Consider the following 14,440-nt stretch of genomic DNA (forward strand, 5'->3'; position numbering starts at 1 on the left):
CCGGGCCGCCGGGTGGTGGCTTTTCCAACCCTGGTCGCGTTGCGCGCGAAAGGTGGCGAGCTGACCGCGTTGCGAGCACTTTCGCACCCCGAACAGGTCCGGCAGGTCCAGCCGTTGCTCCAGTTCGATCCCCAGGCCAGCGCTCCGGCGAGCCAGCTGGACGCGGTCGAAGTGGTCATCCGCGACCTGCGACGCCTCGGCCGGCACGTCATGCTGGACGCGTCCGAGGTCGCGGACCTGCCGGCGTTCGGGACCGGGCCGACCGGCGCGCTCGGCCAGATGACCGACCGCCTGGCCGACCCGGTGGACCTCCTCGACGGGCCGGATCCGATCGCGTTCATCCCCGTGGTCCGCAGCGATGCCGCGGAACAGCCGGCCGTCGCACTAGGCCGCCTGTGCCACGAGCTCGGGGCCGGCTGCGCGTTCCGCGTCCGGTCGGCCACAGCGGGGCGCGACAACATCGAACGGATCATCGAGCGGCTCGACCTCGATACCGACCGGATCGACCACGTCGCCATGAAGTACACCTGTCCGGACCACTGGCTCTATTCGCGGGAGCGGATGCCGGAGCCGGATGACCGCGCCGCCGATTCACCACGTGCCGGTGCGTTCCGGATCGTGTGCCGGCGCCTGATCGAGTCGGACAACTTCGCCGGGCCGGGCTTCTCGTGGGGCGATCGCGAGATCCACGAAGCCGCCACCGGCCGGGGTCGCGGCTTCGGTGACAGCAGCAAGCCCGTCGCGCTGGCGATCTCGCACCACCTGGCCTACCTGGCCGGCCGCAGTGCGGCTTGACCCAGGCCGCTAACTCATCGTCACCGAGAAGTCCGTCAGTGTGAATCTCGCCTTGCCGCCGCTCGTGGAGCAGAACTCGATGCCGTAGCCGATCTGGTTGACCGTCGGGTTCGGGGGGATGAAGCCCTTGCCGATGCCCCAGGCGATCATCGCCTTCAGGTCCACCGCGCCCGAGTACTGCGTCGCCTGGGAGACGAACGCGATGTAGCCGTCGTCGTCCGCCCAGACGTCGTACGCGCGGCCGCCCGCCGTGTACGTCCCGACCTTGTCGCCGGAAGGTTGCTGCTTGAGGTTTTCCGTCCAGACCATCACCTCGGTCACGCCCTTGCCGTCGCCGACGCCGTTGAGCCAGAGGTCGTACGCGACGTCGTAGATGCCCGTGCCCGGGCCGCGGCCGGCGAACGTCGAGCGGATCACCGAATAGTCGTTGAACGGCTTTCCGTTCTGGTCGTTGATGTCCTTGTGGACGTTCGGATAGGTTTTCACCGACGTCGTCGACGGCTGGGTGGAATCCACGTACCAATTGTCGTACGCACACGCGCGCAGTGTTTCCGGGCCCGCTTCGTCGGAGTTCCACATGTTGTTGTGGACGTAGTAGCCGCCGTCGGACCAGCCGCCGTCGGGGTCGCTCGTGGTGAACTCCGGGCTGCCGCAGTTGCGGACCGGGGTCGCCGACGGCGGACTAGGCGCAGGTCGAGACGCACTTCGCGGGACCGACGCCGGCGGCGCGAGGGTGCCGCTGGACGTCACCGGCGAAGACGCCGGAGGTGACGACGACGCGGCGGGCGACACCGCGGCCGGAGCGGCCGGCGCCGCCGAACCGGCGTCCTGCCCGCACCCGGCGAGCACGAAAAAGGGAATTACCGACAACACGGCCAGAGTTCTTCGTCGCATTTTCCCGCCTCGTCAACAATGGCAGAACGAGGCGGAACCCTAACACGGAAAAATGACGATCAGCCGGCTTCGGGATCGAGGTCGTGGGACGTGATCGGCCGGCCCGGCAACGGCGTTCCCGGCCGCGCGCTCAGCCCGTCGATCATGATGCCCACACAGCGGCTCGCCGCCATCGCCGCGACCTCGTCGGTCTTCGCGCGCATCTGACGCAGCATCGTCGCGAACAGGATCGCGACGTCACCCGCGCCGACGTCGTCGCGGAGCTTGCCCTCGGCCTGGGCGCCGCGGACGAACTCGTCCAGGACCACCAGGATCTCGTCACGCAGGCGGCGGACCTCCGGGTCGCCCTTCAGGATCACCAGCGCCCGGTGCGACACCATCGCCAGCTGGACGACCAGCTGCAGCTCGACCGACTGCCGCAGGAGCCGCTCGAGCGCGCGCCACGACGACGTCTCCTCCGCGGCGATCCGCTTGGCGTCGATCAGGACGCGCTCGAAGTTGTCCATCGCCACCGCGCGGACCAGGGCGTCACGATCCGGGAAGCGCCGGTACAGCGTGCCGACGCCGACGCCGGCCGCCCGGGCGATCTCCTCCATCGGCACTTCGGCACCGGACGCGGCGAAGATGCTCTTCGCGGCGGCCAGGATCTGGTCGCGGTTGCGCCGCGCGTCAGCCCGCAGGCTGGTATCGGGGTCTGCCGTCATGCCGTTCGCCTCTCGCTGAATCTGGCGCGGGGTGATTCTCGCATGGTCAGGCGCCCACACAGTGCATCCGCAAGATGTCACCCGTTAGCTAGTGGACGATGTCCTTCCACTTGGGTACGTTGGGTTCTAGAACCGGAATGTAATCCTCCACATACTTTCCGTCCGATTTGGGGATCCGAAATGACCGAAGTCGCCGAACCCGCCACGACCTCGACCGGGGAAGAGGTCTTCCCGCTGGTGCGCAGCTGCCCGTTCGCGCCGCCACCGGCGTACGAGAAGCTGCGCGAAGCGGGCCCCGTCCAGCGCGTCGAGCTGCAGTCCGGCCAGGAGGCCTGGGCGATCACCCGGCTCGAGGACGTCCGGCAGATGCTGACCGACCCGCGGTTCAGCTCCGACCGGTTCAACCCGGGCTTCCCGTTCCTGACCAAGCAGGGCCGCCCGGTGCGGCGGAGCAACTTCACCGCGTCGCTGATCAACATGGACCCGCCGCAGCACGGCTCGGCCCGGCGCGAGGTCGTCGGCGAGTTCACGGTCAAGCGGATGAAGGCCCTCCAGCCCCGCATCCAGCAGATCGTCGACGAGCACATCGACGCGATCCTGGCCGGCCCGAAGCCCGCCGACCTGGTCACCGCGCTGTCGCTGCCGGTGCCGTCGCTGGTCATCTGCGAGCTGCTCGGCGTCCCGTACGCCGACCACGACTTCTTCCAGGTCCGCAGCTCGACGCTGCTCAACCGCGACGTCGAGCAGGACGACCGGATCAAGGCCGTCGACGAGCTGCAGACCTACCTCGACCAGCTGGTCTCCACCAAGGAGGCCGAGCCGGCCGACGATCTGCTCAGCCGTCAGATCGCCAAGCAGCGCGAGGAGCACGGCGAGGCCGACCACGACTCGCTCGTCTCGCTGGCGTTCCTGCTGCTCATCGCCGGGCACGAGACGACGGCGAACATGATCTCGCTCGGCACCGTCGCGCTGCTGGAGAACCCGGACCAGCTCGAGCTGATCAAGAACGACCCGGGCAAGACGCTCGACGCCGTCGAGGAGCTGCTCCGGTACTTCACGATCGCCGAGTTCGCGACGTCGCGCGTCGCCACCGAGGACCTCGAGATCGGCGGCCAGCTGATCCGCGAGGGCGAGGGCGTGCTCGGCCTCAGCTACTCCGGCAACCGCGACCCGGAGGCGTTCGACAACCCGGACGAGCTGGACCTGGAGCGCGGCGCGCGCCACCACGTCGCGTTCGGCTTCGGGCCGCACCAGTGCCTCGGCCAGAACCTGGCCCGGATGGAGCTGCAGATCGTGTTCGACACGCTCTTCCGCCGCCTCCCGGAGCTGAAGCTGGCCGTGCCGGTCGAGCAGCTGCCGTTCAAGCACGACTCGTCGATCTTCGGTCTGTACTGCCTGCCCGTGACCTGGTGAAAGAGGGGAAATCATGACGACAGTCGAGGAGCCGGTCCACCAGTTCCCGATGACCCGCACGTGCCCGTTCTCGCCGCCGCCCGCGTACCAGGAGATCCGCGAAGAGGAGCCGATCACCCGTGTCGGGCTCCCCGACGGCGGACGCGCCTGGGTGGTCAGCCGGCACGAGGACGTCCGGACCGTGCTGAACGACCGGCGGTTCAGCGCCGACCGGCAGCACCCGGACTTCCCGCAGCTCGTGGCGGGCGGGTTCCGGCGCCAGGGCGACGAGCGCACCATGATCACCATGGACGCGCCCGAGCACGGGCCGGCCCGCAAGGCCGTGCTCGGCGAGTTCACCGTGCGCCGGATGGAGGCGCTGCGGCCGCGGATCCAGGAGATCGTGGACGGGCAGATCGACGCGCTGCTGGCCGGGCCGAACCCCGGCGACCTCGTCGAGGCGCTGGCGCTGCCGGTGCCGTCGCTGGTGATCTGCGAGATGCTCGGCGTGCCCTACGACCAGCACGACTTCTTCCAGACCCACACGGCGAAGCTGATCAAGCGTTCGACGTCGCCGGAGGAGCGGCGCGCGGCGTTCGACACCATCCGCGGCTACATGGAAGAGCTCATCGCGGAGAAAGAGGAGAACCCGCCGGACGACCTGCTCGGCCGGCAGATCGTCAAGCTCCGCGAAGACGGTACTTACCGGCGTGCTTCGCTGGCCGCGACCGGCTTCCTGCTGCTGGTGGCCGGGCACGAGACGACGGCGAACATGATCTCGCTGTCGACGGTGGCGCTGCTCCGGAACCCGGAGCAGCTGGCGCTGCTGAAGGCCGACCCGGGCAAGACGCTCGACGCCGTCGAGGAGATGCTGCGCTACTGGACGATCGTCGACGCGGCGACCGCGCGGCTGTGCGTCGAGGACGTCGAGCTGAGCGGACAGCTGATCCGGGCCGGTGAGGGCGTGCTCGCGCTGGGCTACGCGGCCAACCGCGACCCCGGGGCGTTCGACAACCCGGACGACCTGGACATCGACCGCGGCGCGCGCCACCACGTCGCGTTCGGCTTCGGCCCGCACCAGTGCCTCGGCCAGAACCTGGCCCGGATGGAACTGCAGATCGTGTTCGACACGCTGTTCCGCCGGATTCCGTCCCTGAAACTGGCAGTTCCCGTGGAAGAACTGCCCTTCAAGGACGACGCGAACATCTACGGGCTGTACCGGCTGCCGGTCACCTGGTAGAGATCGAGCGGACGGCCCTCCCACCACAGGAGAAGAACCATGAAGATCATCGCGGACACCGGCAAGTGCGTCGGCGCGGGTCAGTGCGTCCTCACCGAGCCCGCGCTGTTCGACCAGAGCGAGGACGACGGCACCGTCATCGTCCTCGACGACCAGCCACGGGGCGAGCTGATCGAAAAGGCCCGCGAAGCGGTGCACGTCTGCCCGAGCCAGGCCCTCTCCCTCGAGGAGTAGGTCTGCCGCAGCTCGTCGTGAGTGCGTAACAGTGTTCTAACACTGTTACGCACTCACGACCCTGGCTGCGGAGTTATCCACATCGGCTCCGGTTATCCACAGATTCCCTTACTGGCCGCCGTACGCCTGCTCGACCCGGGATGGTCGAAAGGTGCCCGAGAACTTTCGCTGGTCAGCAGACCGGATACCCGACAAGGCGAGACCCAGCTGGCTGACGTTGCTCGCCGAGCAACAAGGCGTGGTCAGTCTCGAGCAGTTGCGCGCGTACGGTCAAAGCGCCGATGACATCTCGGCCAATCTCGACGCCGGACGCTGGCAACGCGTTCTTCCCCGGATCTATGCAACCTTCACCGGAGCATTGGCCCGACCAGCCAGGCTGGTGGCCGCCCTGCTCTACGGAGGCCCGCATTCGGTGCTCAGCCACCACACGGCGGCCGAAGAGTGGCGGCTCATACCGATCATCGAGCGGCCGGTCGAAATCACCGTGCCCTACACAAGCTCGGCCGTCTCGCAACTTCCTTGCGTCGTGGTCCATCGATCGCGGGCGTTGAGCTTCACGACGCTGACGACCACGCCTCCCAGGACTCGTGGCCCCGACACGATTCTCGACTTGGCCGTCTCGCAGCAAACCGCACGTGATGCCACGATGCTCGTCGTCGACCTGGTGAGCCGGAGCTCCATCCAGCTTCAGGCTGTATACGACTGCTTCCTTCTACGCCCGCCGTACCGCTACCGATCGGCTATCCGCCGGGGACTGGCCCTGATCGGCAATGGTTTGATGTCCGCGCTCGAAGTCGAGTTTCTGGAGAAGGTCGAAGACGACCATGGCCTGCCACGCGGCGCTCGGCAGACGCCGTTTCTCGTGGACGGGAAGACTCTCTGGGAAGACGTGACCTACGACGACCACGGGGCCTCCGTCACAGTGAGGCTTGACGGACGTGCGACGCATGCGATCGCGGGCGTCGCCTTCCGGGATCGCCGCAGGGACAATGCCGCCGAACTCGCTGGTCGGGCGCGGCTCGTCTACGGCTGGCAAGACGTCCACGTCTCACCGTGCGCCGTCGCCACGGAAGTTCGCAAAGTCCTGCTACGCGAGGGGTGGAACTCGGCCGGAAGCCGGAGCCCCACCTGTCAACGTTGCGCGACCCCGGTCGTGAGTGCGTAACAGTGTTAGAACACTGTTACGCACTCACGACAAGGCGACCACTACGACAGGCGCAGGGTTGTTTCCGGGTTGAAGGCGTGCGTTTCGCCTTTGCCGCGCAGGGCTACGCGGACGTTGTCGCCCATTCGGGGTGGGCGGCGGCCGTCGACGCGGACTACGAAACGGTCGTCGCCTACCTTGCCGTGGAGGTAGGCGTCCGCGCCCAGTTCCTCCACCAGCTCCACCACCAGCTCGAAGCCGCCCTCCGAGACCAGTTCCAGGGACTCCGGGCGGACGCCGAACGTGACCTCGCGCAGACCGGCAGAACCAGCCGCGGTGAGCACCGACCGTGGCAGTGGCAGGACGACGTCGCCGAGGCGGACGCCGACGTCCGTCAGCGGCAGGAGAGCCAGGTTCATCGCCGGCGAGCCGATGAAGCCCGCCACGAAGGAGTTCGTCGGGTTGTCGTACAGCTCCCGCGGTGACGCGCACTGCTGCAACCGGCCGTCGCGCAGGACGGCCACCCGGTCGCCCATCGTCATGGCCTCGACCTGGTCGTGCGTGACGTAGATGGTCGTCGTGCCGAGCCGTTGCTGCAGCTGCGCGATGTTGGCCCGGGTCTCCACGCGCAGCTTCGCGTCCAGATTGGACAGTGGCTCGTCCATCAGGAACACGCTCGGCTCGCGCACGATCGCCCGGCCCATCGCGACGCGCTGCCGCTGCCCGCCGGACAACGCTTTCGGCTTGCGGTCGAGAAACCGCGTCAGGTCCAGCATCGCGGCGGCCTCGCCGACGCGTGCCCGGATGTCCGAAGCCGACATTCCCCGCAGCTCCAGCGCGAAGCCCATGTTGCCGGCCACCGTCATGTGCGGGTACAGCGCGTAGGACTGGAACACCATCGCGATGTCCCGGTCCTTCGGCGGCAGGCCCGTGACGTCGCGGTCGCCGATCCGGACAGCGCCCTCGTCGACGTCCTCCAGCCCGGCCAGCATCCGCAACGCCGTCGACTTGCCCGAGCCGGACGGCCCGACCAGCACGAGGAACTCCCCGTCCGGCACCGAAAGGTCGAGCTGGTCGACCGCCTTCACCGACGACACGCCCGGGTAGACGCGTGACGCCTTTTCGTAGACGACTGCAGCCATGGCTACTTCACCGCTCCCATCGACAGCCCGCGGACGAGGTGGTTCTGCGCGAACCAGCCGACGATCATCACCGGCAGCGACGCCAGCAGCGCGGCCGCGGACAGCTGAGCCCAGTACAGGCCCTCACTCGTGATGAACCCGACGAGGAACACCGGCACCGTGCCGGCCCGCGCCGCCGTCAGGTTGACCGCGTAGAAGAACTCGGTCCAGGAGAAGATCACGCAGATCAGCGCGGTCGCCGCGATCCCCGGCGCGACCACCGGCATGATGATCCGGCGCAGCAGCGTCGGCAGGTTCGCGCCGTCGATCCGGCCGGCCTCGATCATCTCGTGCGGCACCTCGAGGAAGAACGACCGCATCATCCAGATGGCCAGCGGCAGGTTCATCGACGTGTAGAGGATGATCAACGCCCACACCGTGTCCAGCAGCTCGGTGTTCTGGGAGATGATGTACAGCGGGATGATCGCCGCGACGATCGGCAGCATCTTCGTCGAGAGGAAGAAACCCAGCGCGTTCGACGTCTTCTTCACCGGCGCCAGGGAAAGCGCGTACGCCGCCGGGATGCCCAGCAGCAGCACCAGCAGCGTCGAGATCACCGTGACGAACGCGGAGTTCGCCACGTAGGGCAGGAACCCGCCCTTCAAGACGTTCGCGATCTGGTCGAACGTCGGGCTGAAGAACAGCTTCGGCGGGTCGGTGTAGGCGTCGGACTCCTGCTTGAATGCCGTGAGGATCATCCACAGCAGCGGGAAGACGAACAGGATCGCGATCACCCAGGTGACGACGGTGAGCGCGCCTGGGCCGAGCTTGCGCTTCGGCTTGCGGGCGGGAGCCGCGGTGGTGGCCGCCGAGGGGCGGGTCTCCAGGGTGGTCATTTGATGCCTCCGTCCACCGAGAACGTGCGGAACATCAAGCGCAGGGCGAAGGTCGCGACGATCATCGTCAGGATCACGACGATCACGCCCATCGCCGACGACTGGCCGACGTCGAAGCCTTCGAACGCGCGCTGGTAGATGTAGTACGGCAGGTTGGTGCTGGCCGTGCCCGGCCCGCCCTGCGTCATCAGGAAGATCGCGTCGAAGCTGTTCACGATGTAGATCGCGCCCAGCAGCGTCGCCAGCTGCAGGAACCGCGACAGGTGCGGCAGGGTGATGGAGACGAACGTCCGCCAGCGGCTCGCGCCGTCGACCGACGCCGCTTCCAGGACCTCCTTGGACTGGCTCTGCAGCCCGGCCAGGATCAGCAGCATCATGAACGGCGTCCACTGCCACACGATCTGGGCCATCACCGAAGCCAGCGGGAACTGCGAAAGCCAGTCGGTGTCGGTGCCGAAGACGAAGTGCAGCAGCCCGTAGGTCGGGTCGAACACCGTCGTCTTCCACAGCAGCGCGCCGGCCGCCGGCAGGATGAGGAACGGCGTGATCAGCAGCGTGCGGACGAAACCGCGGCCCATGAACTTCCGGTCCAGCAGGATCGCCAGGCCGAGGCCGAGCAGCAGCGCGACGAGCACGCACACCACGGTCAGCAGCACCGTGTTGAGCAGCGCGACCAGGAACGTCGTGTCGCCGAAGACGTCGATGTAGTTGTCCAGGCCGACGAAGTGCCGCGAACCCGGCCGGACCAGGTTCCAGGACTGGAACGAGTAGAACACGGTCAGCAGGAACGGCAGCTGCGTCACGGCGACGACGAAGAGCAACGCCGGCAGCAGCGGCAGGCGCCGCTTGGCCGCGGTGCTCAGGCCGCGTTTCTCCGTGACCTTCGCGTGCGACTGGGACTTGGGGGTGGATACGGAGAGCGTGGACATCACTGCACCGCCTTGTAGGAGTCGCCCACCGTCTGGGCGTAGTCCTGGGACTGCGTCAGGGCGTCGTCGACCGACTCGCGGCCGGCGATCGCCGCCGACAGCTGCTGGCTCACCCTGGTGCCCAGGTCCTGGAACTCGGGGATGCCGACGAACTGGATGCCCGGGTAGGGCACCGGGTTCGCCATGGCCTTCTGCTGGTTCGCGTCCGCGATGCCGTCGAGCGTCGGTTTCGCGTAGGCCTGCGCGGCCTTGGCGTAGTCGGGAATGTCGTAAGTGGACTGACGCACACCCGGCGGGACGCGGTTCCAGCCGTAGGTCGCCCCGACCTTCTGCACGTACGCCTTGTCGGTCATCCAGGCCATGAACTTCCAGGCCGCGTCCTTGTCCTTGGCCACCTTCGGGATGCCGAGGGCCCAGGTGTAGAGCCAGCCGCTGGCCTGCGTCTTGACGACCGGCGCCGGTGCGTACCCCGACTTGCCGACGATCTTGCTGCTCGACGGGTCCTCGTTGGTGCCGGCCATGACCGTGGCGTCGTACCACATCGCCGCGTTGCCCTGCGTGTAGCGCGTGCCGCACTCGGAGAACCCGGCGCTGGAGGCCCCGACCTCACCGTGATCGCGGATCAGGTTGACGTAGAAGTTCGCGGCGTCCTTGAACTCCGGCGACGTCAGCTTGGCGTTCCAGTCCTTGTCGAAGTACTGGGCGCCGAAGGTGTTGGCCACCGTGCTGAACGGCGCGAGGCTCTCGCCCCAGCCCGGCTTGCCGCGCAGGCAGATGCCGGCGACGCCGTTCGCCTTGTCGTCCAGCTTCGCGGCGAACTCCGCGACCTGCTGCCACGTCGGCTTGGCCGGCATGGTCAGCCCGGCCTTGGCGAAGAGGTCCTTGCGGTAGGCCAGGAACGACGACTCGCCGTAGAACGGCACCGCGTACATCTGGTTCTGGTACGACAGCGACTGCTTGATGCTGGGGATGAAGTCGCCTTCGTCGTAACCCGGGGTGGCCGCCATGTGCGGTTCGAGGTTCTCGAGCCAGCCGTTGGCCGCCCACTGCGGCGCCTCGTAGTTGCTGATCATCACGACGTCGAACTCGCCGCCCTCGGTGGCGGTCGACGCGGTGATCTTGGCGCGGGCCTGGTTTTCCGGCAGCGACACGAACTTGAGGGTGATGCCGGTGGTCTTCTCGAACTCGGGGGCGAGCGAGATCGCGTCCTTCATCTGCGGGTTGGACACGATCGCGATGACGAGCGTCGAGTTGCCGGTGCCGACCGAGCCGGCGCCCGCACAGCCGGTGACCAGCAACGACGTCGCGGCGAGGAGGGTGAGCAGCTTACGCACGGCCACCTCCCGGGAGTACCTGCACCTTGAGGCCTGAACCGCTGCGCATCTTGGCGAGCGCGTCCGGGTACTGCTCCAGCGGCAGCCGGTCCGTGAGCAGCTCGTCCGTGTTGATGGCGCCGCCGGCCACGAGGTCGAGCGCGGTGCCGTAGCTGTTCAGCACGGCCATCGAGCCGACGACGGTGATCTCGTCGTTGTAGATGCGGAACGGCGAAAGCGCGACGCGGGCTTCGGCCGGTGCGACGCCGAAGACGAGCAGCCGGCCGCCGCGGCGGATCGAGTCGAAAGCGGCTTCGATGGCCGGGGCGGCGCCGGTGCAGTCGACGGCGACGTCGAACTTCTCGCCGTTCAGCTCGCCGACGTCGGCCGCGGTGGCGACGGCGCCCAGCCGGCTCGCACGCGGCAGCCGGTCCTTGTTGCGGTCGACCACGGTGACGTGGGCGCCGGCGCGTTGCAGCAGCTGCTGCATGATCAGGCCCATGGTGCCGGCGCCGACGACGAGAAAGCGCTCTCCGGCTTCGACGCCGACGCGGCGCACGCCGTGCACCGCGCAGGAAACGGGCTCGACCAGCGCGCCCTGCTCCCAGGTCATCGTGTCGGGCATCCGGTAGCAGTTGGCCGACGGGACGGCGACGAACTCCGCGAAGGCGCCGTCGACGGTGTCACCGGTGGCGTTCCAGTTCGCGCAGAGGTTGCCGTGGCCGGAGCGGCACGGGCCGCAGTAGCCGCAGAACAGCGAGGGGTCCACGGCGACGCGGTCGCCGATCTCCCAGCCGCCCGGCACGTCGTCGCCGAGCTCGACGATCTCCCCGGCGAACTCGTGACCGGGGACGATCGGGTACGGCGTCGGCGGGAAGTGCCCGTCGGCGATGTGCAGGTCCGTGCCGCAGATGCCGCACGCGCCCACCTTGATGACGACCTGTCGTTCCCCTGGTTTCGGATCGGGCACCTCGCCGACCCTGATCTCGCCGGGCCGGTCGATGATGGCGGCACGCATGCCTAGCCCCTTCCTCGCGCTCATATGAGCATCGTTGACCTGATGCGTCGAGAAGTTGTGAAGGCATTACAGGTCTGACGTCGGTGTTACGTCAACCTTTCGAGCAGATTTCGCGCTATAGTGCTCATATGAGCACGTCCAAGAAGCAGTCGTCGCTGACCGAAGCCATGCTGCTAGCGACCGTCGCCCGGCGCTTCTACGTGCAGGGACGCTCCAAGCTGGAGATCGCCGACGAATTCGACGTCAGCCGCTTCAAAGTCGCCCGGATGCTCGACACCGCCAGGGAGTCCGGCCTGGTCAGAGTGGAGTTCGCGCTGCCGGCGCCGGTGGACCTGACCCTGTCGGACGAGGTCCGATCGGCCTACGGCCTGGACCGGGCCCTCGTGCTGGAACGCTCAACCGAGCGTGAACCCAAGGAGGTCGTCCGGGCCAGGATCGGCGCACTCGCGGCCCGGCTGCTCGAAGAGATCGTGACGACCGACGACATCCTCGGGCTCTCCTGGGCGCGCTCGGTGAACGCGCTGACCGAGGCGATCCGGACGCTGGCGCGCTGCCCGGTCGTCCAGCTCTGCGGAGTGCAGGCGGGGATGGACATGCGCGGCCGCTCGGTCGAGACGGTCAGCCGGGTGACGGCGGTGTCCGGCGGCGACGCCTACCCGATCTTCGGGCCGCTGGTGCTGCCGGACCGCCGCACGACGGAGACCTTGCGGCGGCAGCCGGGCATCGTGGAGACGTTCGGCCAGTTCCGGAACCTGACGAAGGCCGTGGTCAGCATCGGCGCGTGGCAACCGGGCGAATCGACGGTCTACGACGCGCTGGACGAGGCGGAGCGAGCGGCGATAGCGGCCCGCGGCGCGACGGCGGAGGTCGCGGCCCGGCTGTTCGACGCGTCCGGCAACGCGTTGTCGACGGGCTTGGCCCACCACGTGCTGGCGATCAGCCACGAGGAGCTGATGTCGGTGCCGGAGGTGATCGCGCTGGGGTACAGCAAACCGAAGGCGTCGGCGGTGGACGCGGTGCTGCGGTCGGGCATGGTCTCGACGCTGATCACCGACGCGGCGGCCGCGGTGCCGTTGCTGGCGTTGGCGGCGAAGAACCCACCGCGCTGAGCCGTACTCCCGGGGAGGTAGCCGGCGCCCGGCGCGCTACCCCACCGGGCGCAGATCGCGTGACGCGGGCTCCGGGGTTACGCCCGATGTGCGCGCGGGGTTCCTCCGCGAGCCTGGAAACCGTGACCCGAACCAAGGCTTCTCCCCGCTGGCGCCACGCCGTCGTCTGGCTGCACGTCCTGTCGTCGGTCGCCTGGATGAGCCAGGCCCTCGCGCTCGTCGTGCTGATGTCGCTGGCGCTCACGCGTCACGCGCAAGCCGGCGCCGCGACCGCGATGGCCGACCGGCTCGACTCCGTGCTGCTCGCTCCGATGGCGAACGCCTCCGCCTTCACCGGCCTCGTGCTCGCCGGCGCGACCGCGTGGGGCTACACCAGGCACTGGTGGGTCCTCACGAAGTTCGCCCTGACGCTCATCCAGCTCTACGCCGGCATCTTCCTGCTCTCCCCCGCCCTGCGCGACGCCGCGGACACCGCCACCGTCGCGTGGCCGCAGATCGCCGGCGCCTCGCTGATGGCGAGCGCGCTTTCCTTCCAGGCGTGGCTTTCGATCGCGAAGCCGTGGCGGAAGACGCCGTGGTCACCCGCCGCGAAGCCGCCGGCCGCGCCGACCTGGGTGTTCGTCACCGGGGTGGCCGCGCCCGCGTTCGACGTCGGCGCCGGGCTCCTCGCCGGCTACCCGCTGCCCGCGTTGTCGCTGGTCACGCTGGTCGCGCTCGGGTTTGAGCGGCGACGACGTCGTCGCCGTGCTCAGCCGCCCAGCGCCCGAAGCCTTCGATCGGCTCCAGGAAGCTCGAGCCCAGTGGCGTGAGGGCGTACCCGCCGTCGCGGCGCTCGAGGAGGCCGTCGGACTCCAGGCGCCGCACGGTTTCCGTGAGCACCTTGGCGCTGATCCCGCCGATCGAGCGACGCAGTTCGCCGTGCCGGCGCGGGCCGTGGCGCAGCGCCCACAGCACCACCGGGTTCCAGGTGTTGGCGACGAGGTCGAACGCGAGCCGCGTCGGGCAGTCGGCGAGAAAGTCCATGGTTACCTTTCGGTTCCTGCCGGGGTCCCTAACGTCGTGCCGGTACAGCAAAGCACGAGGAGGACACATGCGGATCGGGATCTTCGGCACGGGCGCGATGGCGACGGCACTGGGCCCGCACTGGACGAACGCCGGCCACGAGCTGCGGGTGGCCGGTCGCGGTACCGGAACGTGGGCCGAGGTGGCGGCCTTCGCGGACGCCGTGCTCCTGGCGATCCCCGCGGACGCCGTCTTCGACGTCCTGCCGAAAGCGGGCCCGCTGCGCGGCAAAGTGCTGGTGGACTGCACCAACCAGCCCGGCCCGACCGGCACCGAGCCCCCGCCCGGCACCCCGGTGGCGACCCGGATCGCGGCCGCCGCGCCGGGCGCGCACGTCGTCAAGGCGTTCAACCTGGCCCACGTCGACGTCTGGCGCAAGCCACCCGCGACGCTCACGGTTCCGCTCTGCGGCGACGACCCGGCGGCCCTCGACGTCGTCCGCACGCTGGTCCGCGACGTCGGCTGCACCCCGGTCCTCGGCGGCGGCCTGGACCGCGCGCACCTGCTGGAGGCGACGGCGGCGTTCGCCATCGGCCTGTGGTTCGCGGGCGAGGACGCCCAGGCGATCCTGGTCCCGGCCTCGTGAGTG

The 14,440-nt window shown here is 68.7% G+C and carries 16 protein-coding genes; 8 read left to right on the forward strand and 8 right to left on the reverse strand.

Going from position 1 to position 14,440, the window contains the following annotated elements; genetic code table 11:
• Nucleotides 1–15 precede the first annotated feature (15 nt).
• Nucleotides 16–795 carry a beta family protein gene (locus tag OG570_RS06695; protein ID WP_326955975.1) on the forward strand — a complete coding sequence of 260 codons (780 nt, stop codon included), beginning with the start codon at nt 16–18 and terminating at the stop codon, nt 793–795.
• A 9-nt stretch (nt 796–804) separates the two neighbouring features.
• On the opposite strand, the gene OG570_RS06700 is transcribed toward OG570_RS06695, so the two are convergent.
• Both OG570_RS06700 and OG570_RS06705 read right to left on the reverse strand, forming a co-directional pair.
• Nucleotides 805–1,644, reverse strand: a complete 840-nt coding sequence (locus OG570_RS06700) for a GH12 family glycosyl hydrolase domain-containing protein (RefSeq protein ID WP_326955976.1) — start codon at nt 1,642–1,644, stop codon at nt 805–807.
• 104 nt (nt 1,645–1,748) lie between these two features.
• Nucleotides 1,749–2,393: a TetR/AcrR family transcriptional regulator gene (locus OG570_RS06705; RefSeq protein ID WP_326955977.1), complete on the reverse strand. Its 645-nt coding sequence runs from the start codon at nt 2,391–2,393 to the stop codon at nt 1,749–1,751.
• Nucleotides 2,394–2,573: 180 nt separating this feature from the next.
• On the opposite strand from OG570_RS06705, the gene OG570_RS06710 reads away from it, so the two are divergent.
• The 4 genes from OG570_RS06710 to OG570_RS06725 all read left to right on the forward strand — a co-directional run bounded on the left by OG570_RS06710 (nt 2,574) and on the right by OG570_RS06725 (nt 6,424).
• Nucleotides 2,574–3,806 carry a cytochrome P450 gene (locus OG570_RS06710; RefSeq protein ID WP_247060781.1) on the forward strand — a complete coding sequence of 411 codons (1,233 nt, stop codon included), beginning with the start codon at nt 2,574–2,576 and terminating at the stop codon, nt 3,804–3,806.
• Nucleotides 3,807–3,819: 13 nt separating this feature from the next.
• Nucleotides 3,820–5,025, forward strand: a complete 1,206-nt coding sequence (locus tag OG570_RS06715; protein ID WP_247060780.1) for a cytochrome P450 — start codon at nt 3,820–3,822, stop codon at nt 5,023–5,025.
• 39 nt (nt 5,026–5,064) lie between these two features.
• Entirely contained in the window at nt 5,065–5,259 is a 195-nt protein-coding gene (locus tag OG570_RS06720; RefSeq protein WP_247060779.1) for a ferredoxin, read from the forward strand.
• Nucleotides 5,260–5,410: 151 nt separating this feature from the next.
• Nucleotides 5,411–6,424: a hypothetical protein gene (locus OG570_RS06725; protein ID WP_326955978.1), complete on the forward strand. Its 1,014-nt coding sequence runs from the start codon at nt 5,411–5,413 to the stop codon at nt 6,422–6,424.
• 41 nt (nt 6,425–6,465) lie between these two features.
• Here the strand turns inward: OG570_RS06725 and OG570_RS06730 are convergent, their stop codons facing one another.
• The 5 genes from OG570_RS06730 to OG570_RS06750 are packed head-to-tail and all read right to left on the reverse strand — an operon-like array spanning nt 6,466 to nt 11,680.
• A complete protein-coding gene (locus tag OG570_RS06730; protein ID WP_326955979.1) occupies nt 6,466–7,545 on the reverse strand; it encodes an ABC transporter ATP-binding protein in 1,080 nt (359 codons plus the stop codon).
• Between the two features lie 2 nt (nt 7,546–7,547).
• Complete coding sequence (locus OG570_RS06735; protein WP_326946143.1) at nt 7,548–8,420, reverse strand: carbohydrate ABC transporter permease; 873 nt, start codon at nt 8,418–8,420, stop codon at nt 7,548–7,550.
• Entirely contained in the window at nt 8,417–9,349 is a 933-nt protein-coding gene (locus tag OG570_RS06740) for a carbohydrate ABC transporter permease (protein WP_326955980.1), read from the reverse strand. Before OG570_RS06740 ends, OG570_RS06735 begins: the two co-directional genes overlap by 4 nt.
• Nucleotides 9,349–10,689 carry an ABC transporter substrate-binding protein gene (locus OG570_RS06745; RefSeq protein ID WP_326955981.1) on the reverse strand — a complete coding sequence of 447 codons (1,341 nt, stop codon included), beginning with the start codon at nt 10,687–10,689 and terminating at the stop codon, nt 9,349–9,351. Before OG570_RS06745 ends, OG570_RS06740 begins: the two co-directional genes overlap by 1 nt.
• Entirely contained in the window at nt 10,676–11,680 is a 1,005-nt protein-coding gene (locus OG570_RS06750; protein ID WP_326946140.1) for a zinc-dependent alcohol dehydrogenase family protein, read from the reverse strand. The genes OG570_RS06745 and OG570_RS06750 overlap by 14 nt, the downstream gene beginning before the upstream one ends.
• Nucleotides 11,681–11,808: 128 nt before the next feature.
• Between OG570_RS06750 and OG570_RS06755 the strand changes: the two genes are divergently transcribed.
• Nucleotides 11,809–12,789 (forward strand): sugar-binding transcriptional regulator, encoded by a 981-nt coding sequence (locus OG570_RS06755; RefSeq protein WP_326955982.1) that lies wholly within the window; start codon nt 11,809–11,811, stop codon nt 12,787–12,789.
• 122 nt (nt 12,790–12,911) lie between these two features.
• A complete protein-coding gene (locus tag OG570_RS06760) occupies nt 12,912–13,598 on the forward strand; it encodes a hypothetical protein (protein WP_326955983.1) in 687 nt (228 codons plus the stop codon).
• Here OG570_RS06760 and OG570_RS06765 read toward each other — a convergent pair.
• Nucleotides 13,489–13,812: a winged helix-turn-helix transcriptional regulator gene (locus tag OG570_RS06765; RefSeq protein WP_247060771.1), complete on the reverse strand. Its 324-nt coding sequence runs from the start codon at nt 13,810–13,812 to the stop codon at nt 13,489–13,491. The two genes, OG570_RS06760 and OG570_RS06765, sit on opposite strands and share 110 nt — an antisense overlap.
• A 67-nt stretch (nt 13,813–13,879) precedes the next feature.
• Between OG570_RS06765 and OG570_RS06770 the strand changes: the two genes are divergently transcribed.
• On the forward strand, nt 13,880–14,437 hold the full coding sequence (locus tag OG570_RS06770) for an NADPH-dependent F420 reductase (protein ID WP_326955984.1): 558 nt from the start codon (nt 13,880–13,882) through the stop codon (nt 14,435–14,437).
• Nucleotides 14,438–14,440: the final 3 nt, after the last annotated feature.

Source organism: Amycolatopsis sp. NBC_01286, from assembly GCF_035982555.1.
Classification (GTDB): Bacteria; Actinomycetota; Actinomycetes; order Mycobacteriales; family Pseudonocardiaceae; genus Amycolatopsis.

Excerpts from the sequence above, each read along its gene's own strand:
- OG570_RS06705 (WP_326955977.1), bottom strand. The coding sequence starts at position 2,393 with ATGACGGCAGACCCCGATACCAGCCTGCGGGCTGACGCGCGGCGCAAC.
- OG570_RS06720 (WP_247060779.1), top strand. The coding sequence starts at position 5,065 with ATGAAGATCATCGCGGACACCGGCAAGTGCGTCGGCGCGGGTCAGTGC.
- OG570_RS06750 (WP_326946140.1), bottom strand. The coding sequence starts at position 11,680 with ATGCGTGCCGCCATCATCGACCGGCCCGGCGAGATCAGGGTCGGCGAG.
- OG570_RS06710 (WP_247060781.1), top strand. The coding sequence starts at position 2,574 with ATGACCGAAGTCGCCGAACCCGCCACGACCTCGACCGGGGAAGAGGTC.
- OG570_RS06755 (WP_326955982.1), top strand. The coding sequence starts at position 11,809 with ATGAGCACGTCCAAGAAGCAGTCGTCGCTGACCGAAGCCATGCTGCTA.
- OG570_RS06735 (WP_326946143.1), bottom strand. The coding sequence starts at position 8,420 with ATGACCACCCTGGAGACCCGCCCCTCGGCGGCCACCACCGCGGCTCCC.
- OG570_RS06770 (WP_326955984.1), top strand. The coding sequence starts at position 13,880 with ATGCGGATCGGGATCTTCGGCACGGGCGCGATGGCGACGGCACTGGGC.
- OG570_RS06730 (WP_326955979.1), bottom strand. The coding sequence starts at position 7,545 with ATGGCTGCAGTCGTCTACGAAAAGGCGTCACGCGTCTACCCGGGCGTG.
- OG570_RS06765 (WP_247060771.1), bottom strand. The coding sequence starts at position 13,812 with ATGGACTTTCTCGCCGACTGCCCGACGCGGCTCGCGTTCGACCTCGTC.
- OG570_RS06715 (WP_247060780.1), top strand. The coding sequence starts at position 3,820 with ATGACGACAGTCGAGGAGCCGGTCCACCAGTTCCCGATGACCCGCACG.
- OG570_RS06740 (WP_326955980.1), bottom strand. The coding sequence starts at position 9,349 with ATGTCCACGCTCTCCGTATCCACCCCCAAGTCCCAGTCGCACGCGAAG.